This window comes from Mesorhizobium sp. CA16 (assembly GCF_020165175.1).
Taxonomy (GTDB): Bacteria; Pseudomonadota; Alphaproteobacteria; order Rhizobiales; family Rhizobiaceae; genus Mesorhizobium.
In genome coordinates this window covers 24515-41516 of sequence record NZ_JAIUHP010000025.1, presented here as the reverse complement: position 1 = coordinate 41516, position 17002 = coordinate 24515, and the positions used below count along the sequence as shown (strand labels likewise).

At 64.7% G+C, this 17002-nt stretch carries 16 protein-coding genes; 2 read left to right on the top strand and 14 right to left on the bottom strand.

What is annotated here, in order from left to right; all coding sequences use genetic code 11:
- Positions 1–18 precede the first annotated feature (18 nt).
- The 7 genes from LB525_RS25945 to LB525_RS25915 all read right to left on the bottom strand — a co-directional run bounded on the left by LB525_RS25945 (position 19) and on the right by LB525_RS25915 (position 9077).
- Positions 19–615: an NADPH-dependent FMN reductase gene (locus LB525_RS25945; RefSeq protein ID WP_224548876.1), complete on the bottom strand. Its 597-nt coding sequence runs from the start codon at positions 613–615 to the stop codon at positions 19–21.
- Positions 616–687: 72 nt separating this feature from the next.
- Positions 688–1290, bottom strand: a complete 603-nt coding sequence (pmtA, locus tag LB525_RS25940; protein ID WP_224548874.1) for a phospholipid N-methyltransferase PmtA — start codon at positions 1288–1290, stop codon at positions 688–690.
- A gap of 145 nt (positions 1291–1435) precedes the next feature.
- Entirely contained in the window at positions 1436–2563 is a 1128-nt protein-coding gene (dnaJ, locus tag LB525_RS25935) for a molecular chaperone DnaJ (protein WP_095769451.1), read from the bottom strand.
- A 201-nt stretch (positions 2564–2764) separates the two neighbouring features.
- A complete protein-coding gene (gene dnaK / locus LB525_RS25930) occupies positions 2765–4681 on the bottom strand; it encodes a molecular chaperone DnaK (protein WP_140845306.1) in 1917 nt (638 codons plus the stop codon).
- Between the two features lie 521 nt (positions 4682–5202).
- Positions 5203–6171: a substrate-binding domain-containing protein gene (locus LB525_RS25925; RefSeq protein WP_095769453.1), complete on the bottom strand. Its 969-nt coding sequence runs from the start codon at positions 6169–6171 to the stop codon at positions 5203–5205.
- A gap of 18 nt (positions 6172–6189) precedes the next feature.
- The gene (locus LB525_RS25920) at positions 6190–7485 is read right to left on the bottom strand and encodes an ABC transporter permease (protein ID WP_224548872.1); all 1296 of its coding nucleotides are present in this window, start codon (positions 7483–7485) and stop codon (positions 6190–6192) included.
- On the bottom strand, positions 7482–9077 hold the full coding sequence (locus tag LB525_RS25915) for a sugar ABC transporter ATP-binding protein (protein WP_224548870.1): 1596 nt from the start codon (positions 9075–9077) through the stop codon (positions 7482–7484). Before LB525_RS25915 ends, LB525_RS25920 begins: the two co-directional genes overlap by 4 nt.
- 218 nt (positions 9078–9295) lie before the next feature.
- Here LB525_RS25915 and LB525_RS25910 point away from each other — a divergent pair, with 218 nt between their 5' ends.
- Entirely contained in the window at positions 9296–10315 is a 1020-nt protein-coding gene (locus LB525_RS25910; RefSeq protein WP_095769456.1) for a LacI family DNA-binding transcriptional regulator, read from the top strand.
- Here the strand turns inward: LB525_RS25910 and LB525_RS25905 are convergent.
- From LB525_RS25905 to LB525_RS25885, 5 genes are all read right to left on the bottom strand, one after another.
- A complete protein-coding gene (locus tag LB525_RS25905) occupies positions 10305–11105 on the bottom strand; it encodes an inositol monophosphatase family protein (protein ID WP_224548868.1) in 801 nt (266 codons plus the stop codon). The genes LB525_RS25910 and LB525_RS25905 overlap by 11 nt on opposite strands.
- Before the next feature lie 67 nt (positions 11106–11172).
- The gene (locus LB525_RS25900) at positions 11173–12171 is read right to left on the bottom strand and encodes an LLM class flavin-dependent oxidoreductase (RefSeq protein ID WP_224548866.1); all 999 of its coding nucleotides are present in this window, start codon (positions 12169–12171) and stop codon (positions 11173–11175) included.
- 3 nt (positions 12172–12174) lie between these two features.
- Positions 12175–12996 carry an arylamine N-acetyltransferase family protein gene (locus tag LB525_RS25895; RefSeq protein WP_224548864.1) on the bottom strand — a complete coding sequence of 274 codons (822 nt, stop codon included), beginning with the start codon at positions 12994–12996 and terminating at the stop codon, positions 12175–12177.
- Between the two features lie 186 nt (positions 12997–13182).
- A complete protein-coding gene (locus tag LB525_RS25890; RefSeq protein ID WP_224548854.1) occupies positions 13183–14349 on the bottom strand; it encodes an AI-2E family transporter in 1167 nt (388 codons plus the stop codon).
- A 94-nt stretch (positions 14350–14443) separates the two neighbouring features.
- On the bottom strand, positions 14444–15505 hold the full coding sequence (locus tag LB525_RS25885) for an LLM class flavin-dependent oxidoreductase (protein WP_224548852.1): 1062 nt from the start codon (positions 15503–15505) through the stop codon (positions 14444–14446).
- Between the two features lie 228 nt (positions 15506–15733).
- Here LB525_RS25885 and LB525_RS25880 point away from each other — a divergent pair, with 228 nt between their 5' ends.
- Positions 15734–16162 carry a DUF6481 family protein gene (locus LB525_RS25880; RefSeq protein WP_095769468.1) on the top strand — a complete coding sequence of 143 codons (429 nt, stop codon included), beginning with the start codon at positions 15734–15736 and terminating at the stop codon, positions 16160–16162.
- A gap of 73 nt (positions 16163–16235) precedes the next feature.
- Here the strand turns inward: LB525_RS25880 and sugE are convergent, their stop codons facing one another.
- A complete protein-coding gene (sugE, locus tag LB525_RS25875; RefSeq protein WP_224548850.1) occupies positions 16236–16550 on the bottom strand; it encodes a quaternary ammonium compound efflux SMR transporter SugE in 315 nt (104 codons plus the stop codon).
- Between the two features lie 187 nt (positions 16551–16737).
- Entirely contained in the window at positions 16738–16863 is a 126-nt protein-coding gene (locus LB525_RS28610) for a hypothetical protein (RefSeq protein WP_095769470.1), read from the bottom strand.
- Positions 16864–17002: the final 139 nt, after the last annotated feature.

Sequence of the window (17002 nt, the reverse complement as noted above, 5' to 3'; positions counted from 1 at the left end):
CGGCCTCCGCGAAATTGATCACGCCTCGATCCGGGTGGACAGCATGCGCGAGGTTTCGATCAGTGTACGGCATAGGCGCTCCATCGATTGCTGTAGTCTGGCGTCCCTGAATTGTCCGTCCTCGGCGAAGGCTTCGCCGGCCTCGGAGACCGAGCATTCGGGCGTGATCACCTCCATCTGGCAGCGCACCAGCACTGCGCGCAGATGGTTGATGCAACGTATGCCGGCGAACTTGCCCCCTGAGGACGAACAGAGCCCGACAGGCTTGCCGGCAAGCGGCCTAAACGTATGGCTGCCCTCGCGCCGTACCCGGCTCACCCAGTCGATCGAGTTCTTGAGCAATGGCGGGATCGAGCCGTTATATTCGGGCGTCGCGATCAGCAGCCCGTCATGCGCGGCGATCTGCCGGCCGAGCTTGATGGCGTTTTCGGGGATGCCTTTTTCCTTTTCCAGGTCCTCGTCCATGATCGGCAGAGGATAGTCGCCGAGCGAGATGCGCGTCACCTCCGCGCCCTGCATGGCTAGTTCCTTCTGCGCCACGTCGGCGGTCCGGCCGCTGAAGGCGCCGGTCCGGACCGAGCCGGCGAAGACGAGGATTCTTGGGATCACGGGCATTGCTTCGCAAAAGGCAGTGGGGAATAGGCATTAGGAGAGTGGTTTCCTGACTATTCCCTACTGCCTACTGCCTTATCCCTCCCTTCGGTAGATCCACAGCTGCGTCGGCGGGATGTTGCGGAAGATGAAATCGAAATGCTCGACCGTGTAATCGCCGCGCCCGGCTGGGATCGGCGACAGCGGGCCATAGGTCAGCTGCACGATCGGCCGTCCGGCCGGAATGCGGTCGAGCAGGCTTTCGATATAGGCGATGCGCTGGGCGACGGGGAAATTGAGCAGCGGCACGCCGGAGACGACCGAATCGAACACCATGTCGCGCTTGTCGCCGAGCGTGGCATTGAGATTGAAGGCGTCGCCCTCGATGACGTTGACGCCGGGATAGAGCCCGCGCAGATGGCGCACGAAGTCGGTCGAATATTCGACCGCGTAGAGGTTTTCGGGCTTCACGCCCTGGGCCAGGATGGCGCGGGTGATGACACCGGTGCCGGGCCCGACCTCGAGCACCGGCAGGCCCGATCCCGGATTGACGATCGACGCCATCTTGCGGGCGGTGACGGAACTGGTGGGAACGATCGAGCCGACCGTTTTCGGCTTGTCGATCCAGCCTTTGAAGAACTTAAGCTCGTCGTCGAATTTTTCGGCCAGCGCTTTGCGCAACCCGGGACTACGTGCCATCACGAGCTCTCCTCAATGCTCAGCCTCCCGCTCCGCTACTTAGCAGGTGGGTGGGACAAGGCAAGGCGTCAAGCTGGCATAAGGTGTTGATGACGCTTGGGCACCGGATCGCCCCGATGCCGTGCGAAATGCGCGCCTGCGGCAATCAGTTTTCGCCGAACGACTCGAAGAAGTCCTTCATGCGCGCGAAAAAGCCGCTCGACTGGGGCGAATTGTCCTTCGAGGAGATCTGCTCGAACTCTTCCAGCAGTTCGCGCTGGCGGCGCGTCAGGTTCTGCGGCGTCTCGACCGCCGTCTGGATGTAGAGGTCGCCGACATTGGGCTGGCGCAGCACCGGCATGCCTTTGCCCTTCAAGCGGAACTGGCGGCCGTTCTGCGTGCCTTCCGTCACCTTGACCTTGGTCTGGGTGCCATCGAGCGTGGTGACCTCGAAGGAGCCGCCAAGGGCTGCCGTCGTCATCGAGATCGGCACCTTGCAATAGAGATCGGCGCCGTCGCGCTGGAAGAATTCGTGCGGCTTGACCGCCAGGAAGATGTAGAGGTCGCCGGGCGGTCCGCCGCGCAGGCCCGCCTCGCCCTCATTGGCCAGCCGGATGCGGGTGCCGTCCTCGATGCCGGCCGGGATGTTGACCGACAGCGAGCGCTCCTCGGTGACGCGGCCCTGGCCGGCGCATTTCGGGCAGGGGTCCTTGATCGTCTGGCCACGGCCCTGACATTGCGGGCAGGTGCGCTCGATCGAGAAGAAGCCCTGCGTGGCGCGCACCTTGCCGTGGCCGTGGCACATGGAGCAGGTCACCGGCTGCGTGCCGGGCTTGGCGCCGCTGCCGGAGCATTCCGAGCAGGAGATCGAAGCCGGCACGCGGATCTGCGCCGTCTTGCCGGAGAAGGCTTCTTCCAGCGTGATTTCCATGTTGTAGCGCAGGTCGGCGCCGCGCTCGCGGCCGCCCGACGAACGGCGCTGGCGGCCGCCCATCATGTCGCCGAAAATATCCTCGAAGATGTCGGCGAAGCCGCCGGCGCCGAAACCGTGCGCTGCGCCGTTCATACCGCCCTCGAAGGCGGCGTGGCCGAAACGGTCATAGGCGGCGCGCTTCTGCGGGTCCTTCAGCGTCTCGTAGGCTTCGTTGATCTCCTTGAACTTGTGCTCGCAGGCGTGGTCGCCGGGGTTGCGGTCGGGATGGAACTGCATGGCGAGCTTGCGGAAAGCGCTCTTGAGTTCCTTGTCGTCGGCGCCTTTTTGCACGCCCAGCGTTTCGTAGAAATCAGCTTTCATTTTTTCCCGCTGTCCGGATGCTCAATGTCTTCAAGCATTGTTGGCGACGTTTGCCGGCACGTTCTTGGATTTAGGAGCGATGTTTCCCGGATGCTAGTACTAAGCCGGGCCGCTCTGGGTTTTTCTGTCACTTTTTCGACTGGGGTTGCAAAAAAGCCCGGCCTTCCGCCGGGCTTTTCGCATGATCCGCCGTCGGCCGGCTCAGGCCGACTTCTTCTTCTCGTCGTCTTCGTCGATTTCCTCGAAGTCGGCATCGACCACGTCCGAATCCTTGGCGGCGTCCGCCTTGGCGTCGGCTTCGGCCGCTTCCTTCTGCGAGGCCTCGTACATGGCCTGGCCGAGCTTCATCGACACTTCGGCGAGCGACTGCGACTTGGCCTCGATGTCGGCCGGGTCGTCGCCCTCGGCTGCGGTCTTCAGCGCGGCGATCGCATCCGAGATCGCGGTGCGATCAGCCTCCGAGACCTTGTCGCCATAGTCCTTCAGCGACTTCTCGGACGAATGCACCAGCGCTTCGGCCTGGTTGCGGGCCTCGACGAGGGCACGGCGCTTCTTGTCCGCGTCGGCATTGGCCTCGGCGTCCTTCACCATCTTCTCGATGTCGGCGTCGGACAGACCGCCCGAAGCCTGGATGCGGATCTGGTGCTCCTTGCCGGTGCCCTTGTCCTTGGCCGAGACGTTGACGATGCCGTTGGCGTCGATGTCGAACGTGACCTCGATCTGCGGCACGCCGCGCGGGGCCGGCGGAATGCCGACGAGGTCGAACTGACCGAGCATCTTGTTGTCGGCCGCCATCTCGCGCTCGCCCTGGAAGACGCGGATCGTCACCGCCGACTGCGAATCCTCGGCGGTCGAGAAAGTCTGGCTCTTCTTGGTCGGGATCGTGGTGTTGCGCTCGATCAGCCTGGTGAACACGCCACCCAGCGTCTCGATGCCCAGCGACAGCGGCGTCACGTCGAGCAGCAGCACGTCCTTGACGTCGCCCTGCAGCACGCCGGCCTGAATGGCGGCGCCAAGCGCCACGACCTCATCCGGGTTGACGCCCTTGTGCGGCTCCTTGCCGAAGAACTGCTTCACGATCTCCTGGATCTTGGGCATGCGGGTCATGCCGCCGACCAGGACCACCTCGTCGATCTCGCCCGCCTTCAGGCCGGCATCCTTGAGCGCCGCCTTGCAGGGGTCGATCGTGCGCTGCACGAGATCCTCGACCAGGCTTTCGAACTTCGCCCGGGTGAGCTTCATCGTCAGGTGCTTCGGGCCGCTGGCATCGGCGGTGATGAAGGGCAGATTGATCTCGGTCTGCGTCGTCGACGACAGCTCGATCTTGGCCTTTTCGGCCGCTTCCTTGAGGCGCTGCAGCGCGAGCTTGTCGGCCTTGAGGTCGATGCCCTGCTCCTTCTTGAACTCGGCCGCCAAGTACTCGACAAGGCGCATGTCGAAGTCCTCGCCGCCGAGGAAGGTGTCGCCATTGGTCGACTTCACCTCGAAGACGCCGTCGCCGATTTCGAGCACGGAAATATCGAAGGTGCCGCCGCCAAGGTCATAGACGGCGATGGTCTTGCCGTCCTTCTTCTCCAGGCCGTAGGCAAGCGCGGCGGCCGTCGGCTCATTGATGATGCGCAGCACCTCGAGGCCGGCGATCCTGCCGGCGTCCTTGGTCGCCTGGCGCTGGGCGTCGTTGAAATAGGCCGGAACGGTGATGACCGCCTTCTCGACCTTCTCGCCGAGATAGGCTTCCGCCGTCTCCTTCATCTTCTGCAGGATCATGGCCGAGATCTGGCTGGGCGACTGCTTCTTGCCGCCGGCCTCGACCCAGGCGTCGCCATTGTCGCCCTTGACGATCTTGTAGGGGACAAGCTTCTTGTCCTTCTCCGTCACCGGGTCGTCATAGCGGCGGCCGATCAGGCGCTTGACCGCGAAGATGGTGTTTTCCGGATTGGTGACCGCCTGGCGCTTGGCCGGCTGGCCGACGAGACGTTCGCCGTCGCTCGAAATGGCGACGATGGAAGGCGTCGTGCGCGCGCCTTCAGCATTCTCGATCACCTTGGGGTCCTTGCCATCCATGATGGCGATACACGAGTTGGTGGTGCCGAGATCGATACCGATAACTTTTGCCATTGTTCTAATCTCTCCTCTAAGCAGGCTCTCTGGACCCTTCAAAAGGCGTTCCGACGAAAGCCCCTGTTCACAAGAAATCCCGTCATGGTCCCCGCTTTTTAGGGCTGGACGGCTGGCGCGTATATAAGAACAGGCGACACAAGGCGCAAGCATCCTGCGCAAGCTGTCCATCGTCTCGGCAGCGAGCCGGAAGAGACCCGCAGCGCTCTGCGCCCGAGCCGGTCTGAGGTCGATCTATCTCACTGTTCCAGCTTGGTTTTTTTGAAACGGCGTCGCTTAGGGCACACAGATCTGCCGACCGCGAAGGTCAGGACTTGCTGTTTCGGGCGTGACTTTCGGTCGCGAAAGAGCGGAAAACCAGCACTGCGGCGACGCTTCGCGCATCCAGCGGCAAGCTGTGGGGAGCGCCTGGCGCTCGGGCAAACCCCTGCCGGGCGCGTGGCCCGGCAGGGGTTGCGGACTTCAAGCAATTCCACGAAAAGCCGCAGTGGTTTTCCGTTCGGAATTGCGTCAAACAGAACCTAGAGCCCGTTGTCCTTCAGGATCTTGGCGGCGTTGTCCTTGGTGATCTTTTCCGTCGGCAGGGTGATGGTCTTCTCGACCTTCTCCCCTTTCAGGAACTTGATCGCCTGACGCAGGCCCTCGGCGCCCGGCGTCACATAGGTGAAGGTCGCGGTCAGCTCGCCCTTGTTCACCATCTGCACGCCTTCGTTGGGCAGGCCGTCGATGCCGATGAACTTGATGTCCTTCTCGCGCCCGACATCCTTGGCCGCGAGATAGGCGCCATAGGCCATCGGATCGTTGTGGCCGTAGACGAGATCGATCTTCTCGTTGGTCTTCAGCGCGTTGGCCATGATGTTATAGGCCTGGTCCTGCTTCCAGTCGCCCGACTGCTGGTCGAGCAGGTACTTGATGCCCGGCTCCTTGTCGGTGAATTCATGGAAGCCGTCATGGCGGTCATGCGCCGGCTGCGTGCCCATGCCGCCCCAGATCTCGACGACGTTGCCGGCCGCCTTGCCCTTGCCGCCCAGGAGCTCGACAGCATATTCGCCAGCCGCCCGGCCGATCAGCTTGTTGTCGCCGCCGACGAACTGCGTGTAGTCCTTGGTTTCGACATTGCGGTCGAGCACGAAGACCGGGATCTTGGCGTCGATCGCCTGCTGCACCACGCCGGTCAGGCCGGCCGATTCCTTCGGCGAGACCAGCAGCGCGTCGACCTCCTGGCGGATCAGGTTCTCGACGTCGGCGACCTGCTTTTCGGTCTTGTCCTCGCCGTCGGTGATGATCAGCTCGACCTCCGGGTGCTTGGCGGCTTCCGCGATGATGTCCTTGTTGAACTGGGCGCGCCAGGGTTCGATGGTCGTCACCTGCGAGAAGCCGATCTTCCACTTCTTGTCCTGGGCAAAGGCATGGTTGCCGGAAAAGAGCGCGGTGGTCGTCACAAGCGCCGCCGCGAAGGTGGCGAGCTTCAGCATATCACGTCGTTTCATGGTCCTGTTTCCTCCGGATTATAGAGACGAGGTCTCCTGTGACGGCCGCTTTGCCGCGGCCGTTTCCTTTTGCGCCGCCCGTCCGCCGGGCAGGCGCAGATAGCTGAGAAGATCGCCGGCGTTGCGCTCCTGCACGAGCACGGTGCCGATGATGATCGCCCCCTTCAGCACCAGCTGAAGGTTCGAATTGATGTTGTGCAGCTGCAAGATGTTTGACAGCAGGCCGAAGATCAGCACACCGCAGAAGGTGCCGACCAGGCTGCCGCGCCCGCCCATCAGGCTGGTGCCGCCGATGACCACGGCGGCGATGGCGTCGAGCTCCAGTCCGGCGCCGGCATCGGGCTTGCCTTGGCGGTATTGGGCCACGTAGAGCACCGCCGCGATGCCGGCGAGCAGGCCCGACACCGCATAGGTGGCGATCTTGACGCGCCCGGCGGCGATGCCGGAAAGCCGCGCCGCCTCCTCATTGCCGCCGATGGCGTAGACATAGCGGCCGAAGGGCGTGAAGCGCAGCACCGCGCCGTAGATCACGACCGCGCCGAGGAAGAACAGGCCCGGCATCGGCACGATGCCGAACACCAGCGAGCGCAGGATCTCGAAATCGGCGGTGGCGTTCGAGGCGGTATAGACCGGCAGCACCGCGTTGTTCTGACCGGCGGTGAGCCTGGCGATGCCGAGCGCCGTCACCATCATCGCAAGTGTCACGATGAAGGGCTGCAGCCGGCCGGCGACGATGATGAAGCCGTTGATGGTGCCGAACAGAAGGCCGACGCAAGGCGCCACCAGCAGCACGCCGAGCACGCCGAACTTGGCCTCGACCTGCGGCAGCAGGTACCACAGCGAAAGGCAGCACAGGATCACGCCGGCGACGCCCGGAATGATCAGCCCGCGCGCCTTGTCCAGCCGCGCGTCGCGCCCGGCTTCCGCCCCGGCGCGGGATTTCTCGATGTTGAGCAGGATGAAGCGGGTGGCCAGTACGCCGAGGCAAAGCGCCGCCAGCGCGGTCGTCGGCACGCCGAGCGCCGCCGACGGTGTGACGCCCGGCACGGTGAGCAGCATGGCGCAGACAACCGAGCAGATCGCCATCAGCGAGCCGACGGAAAGATCGATGCCGCCGGTCAGGATCACCGCCGTCATGCCGGTGGCGATGAGGCCGGTGGTCGACACCTGGCGCAGCACGTCGAGCAGGTTGCCGTAGGACAGGAAGATGTTGTTGCCCTTGGAGCTGATCGGCGAGCCGAACACGCCGATCAGGAAGATGGCGATCAGCCCCCAGTAAAGTTTGGTGCGGGAGACAAGGCTGATGAGGTTCATGCGGCTGGTCTCGCTGCCCGTCTTGGTGTGGCAAGTCTTGGCGCGGCAAGCCGCATGATCGCCTCCTCGCTGGCCTCGGCGCGGGACAGGATTCCACGCTGGCGGCCCTCGGCCATGACCAGGATGCGGTCGGCCAGATGCAGAAGCTCGGGCAGTTCGGAGCTGATCACGGCAATCGCCAGCCCGTCGCCGGCCAGCTTGAAGACGAGGTCGTAGATTTCGCGCTTGGCGCCGACATCGATGCCCCGCGTCGGCTCGTCGAGCAGAAGCACGCGCGGCCGGGTCGCCAGCCACTTGCCGATCACCACCTTCTGCTGGTTGCCGCCGGACAGCGTGCCGGCGGCCTGCTCGATGGTTTCGCAGCGTATGCCGAGCGCGCCGACCGCGTCGCGTGCCAGGCCGCGCTCGCCGGAGCGCGAGCGCAGGCCGAAGCGCGCCAGCGCGCCGACCAGAGGCAGCGCGACATTGTCGGTGATCGAGGCTTGGAGATGCAGGCCTTGCGTCTTGCGGTCCTCAGTCACCAAAGCAATGCCGAGCCGGCGGGCCTCGCGCGGCGAGCCGATCTCGACCGGCACGCCGTCGAGCCGAATCTCGCCGCCGGTGCGGCCGTCGCTGGAGCCGAAGATCGCCTCCAGGATCTCGGTGCGGCCGGAACCCAGCAACCCGCCGATGCCGAGGATTTCGCCGGCCGCAAGGTCGAAGCTGACGCCGTCGATCATCGTGCGCCAGCCATGCCGGTCGGGCTTCGACAGCGACAGGTCCCTGACCGAGAGCACCGCTTCGCCGCCGGGGGTGCGCTCATGATCGGAGGAAGCGAGAAGGTCGCGCCCGACCATGGCCGTGATGATGGCGTCTTCGTCCAGCCTTGCCATGTCCCGCGTCAGCACGTGGCGTCCGTCGCGCAGCACCGTCACCCGGCTGGCCAGATGCATGACCTCGTCGATGCGATGCGAGATGTAGACGATCGCAACGCCGCTTGCCGCGAGCTGGCCGATGATGCGGAACAGTCTCTGGCACTCGGCCGGCGACAGCGCCGAGGTCGGCTCGTCCATGATCAGGATGCGCGCCGACTTCGACAGCGCCTTGGCGATCTCCACCAGCTGCTGCTCGCCAACCCTCAGCGTGCCCACACGTGCCTCGGGATCGAGCTCGATGCCGAGACGCTGCAGCAACGCGCTGGCAGCGCGGCTGCTCGCCTTGCGGTCGATGACTAGCCCGGCGATCAGCTTTTCGCGGCCGAGGAAGATGTTGTCGGCGACGCTGAGCTCGGGGACGAGGTTGAGCTCCTGGTGGATGATGGCGATGCCGGCGTCCTCGGCGTCGCGGACGCCGGTGAAGCGGACTGCCTGACCGTCGATCGCCACGGCGCCTTCGTAGTCGGTATAGACGCCCGACAGGATCTTCATCAGCGTCGACTTGCCGGCGCCGTTCTCGCCCATCAGCGCATGCACCTCGCCGGGCCTGAGGTCCAGGCTCACATCGGACAGCGCGGCGATGCCGCCGAACCGCTTGGAAATGCCGGTCGCGCTCAGGACGACGGTTGGACCGTCGGCGGCCGCATTGCCAGTCGTGGTGGAATCAACGCGCTGCATGGCAAAGGACGGCCTCCCTCCGTCGTCTTCGATTGTTTGAACGCTAATCTAAACGTTTCGAATGTGTCAAGCGCATATCTGGTTGCTGAGGATTGATGCATTTCAATTCTTGCGAAAAAAGCCGGGTTTGCGTAGGTTTGGCCAAATAGGGGCAGTTAAACGTTTCGAAAATGACGGTGTCAGGGCGGAAAAAACAGCGGAAATCCACGGCGCCGACCATGCTGCATGTGGCTGAGGCGGCGCGTGTGTCCGTGGCCACCGTATCGGCAGTGCTCAACGGCACCGCCACCGTCAGTCCGGAGCTTACCCAGCGCATCGAGCAGGCTATCCGCGACATCGGCTACAAGCGCAACGCCATTGCCCGCAGCCTCAAGATGGGCACCACGCGGACCATCGGCCTGACGGTGCCGCATATCACCAACCCGTTCTTCACCGATGTCGTTTCGGTCATCCAGCAGGCGTTCGACCGCGCCGGCTATGCCGTGATGCTGTGCTGCACGGACGAGGACCTGAACACGCAGGACGACCAGATCCGGCTGCTGCTCGACCGCATGGTCGACGGGCTGATCGTAGCGCGCGTCGGCGACGGCGGTATCCTGAAGGGCATCGTCGGGGACGCCAACGTGCCGGTGGTGCTGCTCGACCGCCTCTGCGAAGGCGTCGACACCGATGCGGTGGTGCTGGACAACCAGCGCGCCGTGTTCGACGCCGTCACCTATCTGATCCATCTCGGCCATCGCCGCATCGGCTATATCACTGGCGCCTCCGACATATCCCCCATGCATGACCGCATGATCGGCTACCGCGAGGCGCTGCAGGCTGCCGGCCTGCCCGTGGCGGAGGAGCTCATACGCTCCGGCAATTTCCACGAGATCGACGGCTATAACGCCACAATGCAGCTGCTTTCGCTGCACGACCGGCCAAGCGCGATCTTCTCGGCCAACAATCCGATGGTGATCGGCACCATGAAGGCGATCCGCGACATCGGCCTCAGCTGCCCCGAAGACATTTCGGTCGCCTGTTTCGACGATTTTCCCTGGTCGGACGTGTTCGTGCCGCAGCTGACCACCGTGGCGCAGCCGGTGCAGGCGATCGGCGAGCAGGCGGCGAACCTCCTGCTCGACCGGCTGGCCGGCAACAGGGAGGCGCCGCCGCGCAAGCTCGTGCTGAAGGGCCGGCTGATGATCCGCAATTCCTGCCGGCCGCTGGGCGCGCTCGCGCAGAGCGTCAGCGCGTAAATCCGAAGGAGCTCTCGCCTAGCAGCTGCAGCCTTGGAAAGATGCCCCGGCCGCCGGCGACCACACGGGTGCCTTTGCCGATCACCGTCTTGGGGTCCGCTTTCAGCACCGTGCCGCCGGCCTCTTCGACCAGCAGCATGCCGGCTAGGCAATCCCAGGCGTTCATGTGCTCCTCGAGATAGCCGAGCAGCCGGCCGGCCGCCGCATAGGCAAGCATGAGCGCTCCGGAAGCATTGCGGTAGAAGACGCCGCCCTCGCCCATGATCAGGCCGATGAGAATGACGACATTCGTGGTGGAGGCGCGGTTGGAGAGCCCGGTGCCGACGGCGCCGTCGGAAAGCGACGCCGCATTGCTGGCCTTGATCGGCTTGCCGTTAAGGAAGGCACCGCCGCCGCGGCGGGCGTAGAACGTTTCGTCGGTCGAGGGTTCGTGGATAACGCCGACGATCGTCTCGCCATCCCTGGCACAGGCGATCACCACGCACCAGGCGGGAATCCCGCGCACGAAATTGGCGGTGCCGTCGATCGGGTCGATCACCCAGACATGTCCGGTTGTTCCGGTCACCGCCGCGTGCTCCTCGCCGACGATGCCGTCTTGCGGATAGGCCTCGGCGATGGCCGCGCGGATGAACAGCTCGACCTCGCGGTCGGCCTCGGAAACCAAGTCCTGGTGGCCCTTGCTCTCGACGGCCAGGTTGTCGAGGTCGCGAAAATATTTCAGCCCCAGCTCGCCGGCGCGCCGCGCCAGGTCGATGGCAAGATGCATGCGGTCGTCGAGATCATGGGTCATGTGCAGGCTCGCGCGTTGGCGGTGAGCCTGCCCTTAACAGATGGGTATGTCAGAAGCCATGGCGCCGTCAGGCCGCCTTCGACATCGATTTGTGCACGTCAGCGAGGATCTCGAAGGAGCGCACGCGCGCCGCATGGTCGAAGCACTGCGCCGTCACCATCAATTCATCGGCGCCGGTGCGGCTTATGAAGGCGTCGATGCCTTGGCGCACCGTCTCCGGCGAGCCGACGACGGCGCAGGACAGCGCCTGGGCAAGCATGGTTTTCGCCGCAGGATCGAGGTCGCGGTCGTAATTCTCGACCGGCGGCGGCAATTGGCCGGGCCGGCCGCTGCGCAGATTGACGAAGGCCTGTTGCAGCGAGCTGAACAAAAGCTTCGCCTCGGCGTCCGACGGCGCGGCGAAGACATTGAGGCCGAGCATGACATAGGGCTTGTCGAGTTGCGCCGACGGCTGGAAGCGCGTGCGATAGACCTCCAGCGCATGATCGAGCTCGGCCGGGGCGAAATGCGAGGCGAAGGCGTAAGGCAGGCCGAGAAGGGCTGCGAGCTGCGCGCCATAGAGGCTGGAGCCGAGGATCCAGACCGGCACGCTCTGGCCCTCGCCGGGCACGGCGCGGATGCGCTGGCCTTCCTCGGCCGGCTGGAAATAGCCCATCAGCTCGACGACGTCCTGCGGGAAATTGTCGGCGCTTTCGAGATTCCGCCGCAGCGCCCGCGCGGTCAGCATGTCGGTGCCTGGCGCGCGGCCGAGGCCGAGATCGATGCGGCCGGGGAAAAGTGCGGCCAGCGTGCCGAACTGCTCGGCGATCACCAGCGGCGCATGGTTGGGCAGCATGATGCCGCCGGCGCCGACGCGGATCGACTTCGTCCCGCCGGCGACATGCGCGATCACGACGGACGTCGCCGCGCTCGCAATGCCCGGCATGTTGTGGTGCTCGGCCAGCCAGTAGCGCCGGTAGCCCAGCCGCTCGGCATGGCGGGCAAGGTCGAGCGAATTGGCAAGCGACTGCGAGGCGGTGCTGCCTTGCGTGATCGGCGACAGGTCGAGAACCGAAAGGGCCGTCATTGGTCAGGTCTCCACGATGCGTTTTTCCCGCAGTCTCGCCTCGAAGGCAGCGCGGTCGGGAATGACGATGGCGAGCTGGCTCTCCAGCACGCCGGCGAGCTCAGCGGCCGTCGCGATCTCGCGCTGCTCGCTGCGGCCGCCGGCATGATGTGTCGACAGCCGGTTGTTGCGCAGCGCATAGCGCCGGTCGGGCAAGGCGAGCGCGGCCACCAGCGTGGTCAGGAAATGCGAGCTCGGATGCGTCGACAGGAAATGGCTGCCGACCAAGTAGTCGACCTCATAGGCCTGGCTCATGTCGAAGCGGTAGAGCGTGCGCCAATCGCTGCCAATGCCTGCTTGCAGGCGAAGATCGTCGCCGGTCTCGACGATGCGGAAGGCCTCGTGCGGTGTCTGCTGCACCAGCCCGGGCTCAAGCAGCAGCGGCGCCGTCAGCGTCAGGCCGCCGAAGCCGACATCGGCAATATAGGTGCGGCCGCCGAGCTCGACGCGCAGCAGCATATGGCTGCGCGCGGTGACGGCATCGTCGGGCTGGCGCCACAACACGCGCGCCGCCAGCCCGCTGGTCGTGAAGCCGAGCGCCTTCAGCGCATGCATGAAGATGAGATTGTGCTCGAAGCAATAGCCGCCGCGGCCCTGGCCAAGAATCTTGTCCTGCAGCGAGGCGATGTCGAGCCCGACGGAAACGCCCATCAAGGCGTCGATGTTCTCGAACGGGATCGCCTGCGGGTGAGTTGCATGCAGCGCCTGCAGCGTGGCGAGCGAAACGTCGGTCGGCCCGTCATAGCCGATGCGGGCGAAATAGCCATCGAGATCGAAGTCGCTCATTCAGGGGCAGGTCCGGCTTGACCGGCCCGATATAGGCACTGCCCGCCAACGCCGCAAATAACGGCCACGCTTTGCGATTGGGCCACATGCCAATGCATGTCGCCCGGAAGTGCGCAGCGGTTCTGGGACCCCGATGAAACAGGTCCCCAGAGCGCGTCGCCCGAATCCAGTTCAGCGCGACGTGCTTCAGGCCGGTTTGTGATTGTTTTCGGCCGGCTCTTCCTCGATGGCCATGGACTGCTGCGCCGCCAGGAAGTTGCCGACATGGCTCAGGCCCTCGAAATGGTCGCAGAAGACCTTGATGACGACCAGCAACGGCACCGCCATCAGCGCGCCGACGAAGCCCCACAGCCAGGACCAGAAGGCGATGGCGATGAAGATCGCCACCGCATTGATCTCGAGGCGCCGCCCGACCACCGTCGGCGTCACGAACTGGCCTTCGATGATGTCGCACAGCACCACGAAGGCCGGCGCCAAGAGCGCATAGGCGATCGTGTCGAAGCTGATCAGCGCGATGATGGCGACGATCACGACCGTCATCAGCGCGCCGACATAGGGCAAGAAATTCAGCAATGCCGCCATCGCCCCCCAGACGAGCGGGTTGGGCATGCCGAGCCCCCACAAGCCCAGCCCGATCACCGTCCCGAGACTTACATTGATGATGGAGACCGTGAGCAGATAGTGCGAAATCTCGCGCTCAACGTCATAGACGATGCGCAGCGCCCGCTTCTTCTGCGTCATGCTGGCGAAGGATTGGACGATCTTCTCGTAGAACAGCGTGCCGGAGGCGAGCAGGAACAGCGACAGCACGAAGACGATGGTGATCGCGGTGCCTGCTTCCAGGATGTTGCTGGCCGCCGTGGACAGGATGCCGGAAGGCGCTACCGCGACCCGCTGAAGGCCGGGTTCCTGAGATGTCTCCGTCAGCGCCTCCAACTGATGTGAGAGGTCCGTCATTCGTTCGAGCGGCCGCTTGAACGGCGCCAGCCGCTCTGTGAGCTGCTGGCCGATCGAATAGCTGTTGTTGATGAGGTCGATGACCGGACCGCTGAGCAGATAGCCTGCGGCGGCGAAGACGAAGATCGAAAGCAGCACCAGCAGCGTCGCCGAGACAACCTCAGGGATGCCGTGCTTGCGCAGCAAACGCACGATCGGCGTCAGCGTCAGCGCCAGCAGAAAGGCGAGTATCACCGGCATGAAGAAGGCGCGCGCGAAGTACAGGGCCGCCGCCGTCATCAGAATGAAGATCCCGATCACCAGCGACCGCATCAGGCGGATATCGGCGCGCGCACCGGCGCGCGCGTCATGGCTTTCGGCAGCGCTCGCGTCCGAAGCGATCGGCTCGGTTTTCATCCGTTCCCTCAGGAGCACCGCAACCGGTGCAATCGCCGGGAAAACGTGCCCGCCACGCCAAGGTTCCCCTAGCAGGTCCTTGGGCGGCCGCTGTTCAGGCTACCGGCGCCCCGATGGCGGGCGCGGTTTTGGCCGTCTCCTTGCGCACGATCGGCGCCACCCTGGTGCCGTAAAGCTCGATAGCCTTCATGATCTTGGCGTGCGGCATGGTGCCGATCGCCATCTGCAGCAGGAAGCGGTCGTTGCCGAAGATCTTGTGCTGGGCGACGATCTTTTCCGCCACGGCCTCAGGATTGCCGACGAAGAGGGCCCCACTGGGACCCCGCGCGTGATCGAAATGCGCGCGCGAGGTCGGGCCCCAGCCGCGCTCGCGGCCGATGCGGTTCATCACCTCGGCCTGCGGTCCGTAGAAATCGTCGGCCGCCTGTTCGGTCGTCTCGGCGATGAAGCCGTGCACGTTGATGCTCGTGGCGAGCCTGGCCGGATCGTTGCCGCCGCGCCGCGCCGCCTCGCGATAGATATCGAACAACGGCGCGAAACGCGCCGGCTCGCCGCCGATGATGGCCAGCGCCAGCGGCAGGCCGAGCACGCCGGCGCGCGCGGCGGATTGCGGCGTGCCGCCGATGGCGATCCAGACCGGCAGTTTTTCCTGCAACGGACGCGGATAGACGCCGCGGCCGTTGATCGGCGCGCGCAGCTTGCCCTGCCACGTCACTGTCACCTGGTCGCGGATAGCGAGCAACAGGTCGAGCTTCTCGGCGAAGAGCTCGTCATAGTCCTCGAGATTGTAGCCGAACAGCGGGAAGGATTCGATGAAGGAGCCGCGCCCGGCCATGATCTCGGCGCGGCCGCCGGACAGAAGGTCGAGCGTCGCGAATTGCTGGAAGACGCGCACCGGATCGTCGGAGGAAAGCACCGTGACCGCGCTGGTCAGACGGATGCGCTTCGTGCGCTCGGCCGCCGCGGCCAGCGCCACCACCGGCGCCGAGGCGGCATAATCTGGACGGTGATGCTCGCCCAGGCCGAACACGTCGAGGCCGACCTGGTCGGCCAGCTCGATTTCCTCGATGAGGTTGCGCAGCCGCTCATGCGGGCCGATCGCGCCGGGGCCCGGCTCCGGGCTGACATCGGCGAAAGTGTAGAGACCGAGTTCCATCTGGTTGCGTCCTCAATGTTCATGTCGGCATTTGTTGTCGGCGCTAGAGGTAACCATCCGCCGTTCTGCCCGCCAGACGCGCGGTCTGTGAACAGTGCATCGCGCTGCCGGGCCGTATCCCTGCGGCAACAAGCCCGGATTTTTCATGGCTGCCATACCGTTTTGGCGCTTGAACTTAGCGCTTTCACGCGTATGTAAGCGTCGCGAATAGACTGCAGGGAAGTACACTTGGCTATCTACAGGGAAAAAGACATTTTCGAGCGGCGCAATGCCGCGAACGAGGCAAAGAAGGCGCTGCTCGAGCGCTTCAAGGCAAAGCCGGCGGCGGATGATCCGACAGTGCTGGCTCGCCAGGCCGAACGCAAGGCGATCCTTGAGGCCCGCGCCATCCGCGAGGCGGAAAAGGCAAGGCTGAAGCAGGAAAAGCTGGCACGCGAAGCGGCCGAGAAGGCCGAGCGCGAGGCGATTGCCGAAGCGGCGCGTCTCGCGGCGGAAGCGGCGGCGGCCGAAGAGGCCAAGCGCCGCGAGGCCGAGGAATCCGAGCGCATCGCTTTCGAGCTTGCCGATGAGGCCGCGCGCAAGGCCAAGCGTGACGCACGCTACGCCGCCCGCAAGGCACGTGTCGGCCGTACGCCTCCGGGCTTCTCCGCCCGCTAGGTTTGGATTCGTTGGAAATTAAGTCAGGGTCGCCGAAAGCGGCCCTGAATGCGTTTGTGCTACGGATAGTAGGCTAGGCGACCAGTTTAAGCCCGACGATGCCGCAGACGATCAGGCCGATACAGGCGAGCCGGACGATCGTCGCCGGCTCGCCGAGCAGCCAGATGCCGAGCAGCGCCGTGCCGACGGTGCCGATGCCGGTCCACACCGCATAGGCCGTGCCGACAGGCAGCGTCTTCAGCGCCAGCCCGAGCAGGCCGAGGCTTACGATCATCGAGGCGATGGTGAGAAGGGTCGGCAGCGGCTTGAAGAAGCCGGCGGTATATTTGAGGCCGACGGCCCAGCCGATCTCGAACAGGCCGGCGAAGAAAAGAAAAATCCAGGACATCGAAGACACTCCGTCATTCCAGCATCGCCTGAGATGCTTGGCGGCGGGTCGTCCCGGCCGATTTTCGGGGAAGCGAGGTCGTCCTCGCCCTTTGATATGGAGTAGCCTCGATCAACAAAACACCGGCAGCATTGTCATGCCGCCGGTTCAAAGTCAGCATTGAGCCGGGTCGACCGAATTCGGCCGCTTACTTTTCCTTGATACGCAACGCCTTGACCGGCGGCGCCTTCGGAGCCGGGGCCGCGGCGGGCTTCTTGGCGTCCTTCTTCGGCTTGCGGGCTTCCTTGCCCGCCTTCATCGCACCTTTAGCCATGATTCGCTCCTCCGATTGTGGACGTGCGAGTGAAACAAGAGAAATGCCCGGCTGCAAGAGGCTGTGCCGCTTTGCGAAGCCGGTCGACCGGCTGTCAACCGATTTCCGGGCACAGCGCGGTTCGAAACCTCGCAGGGGC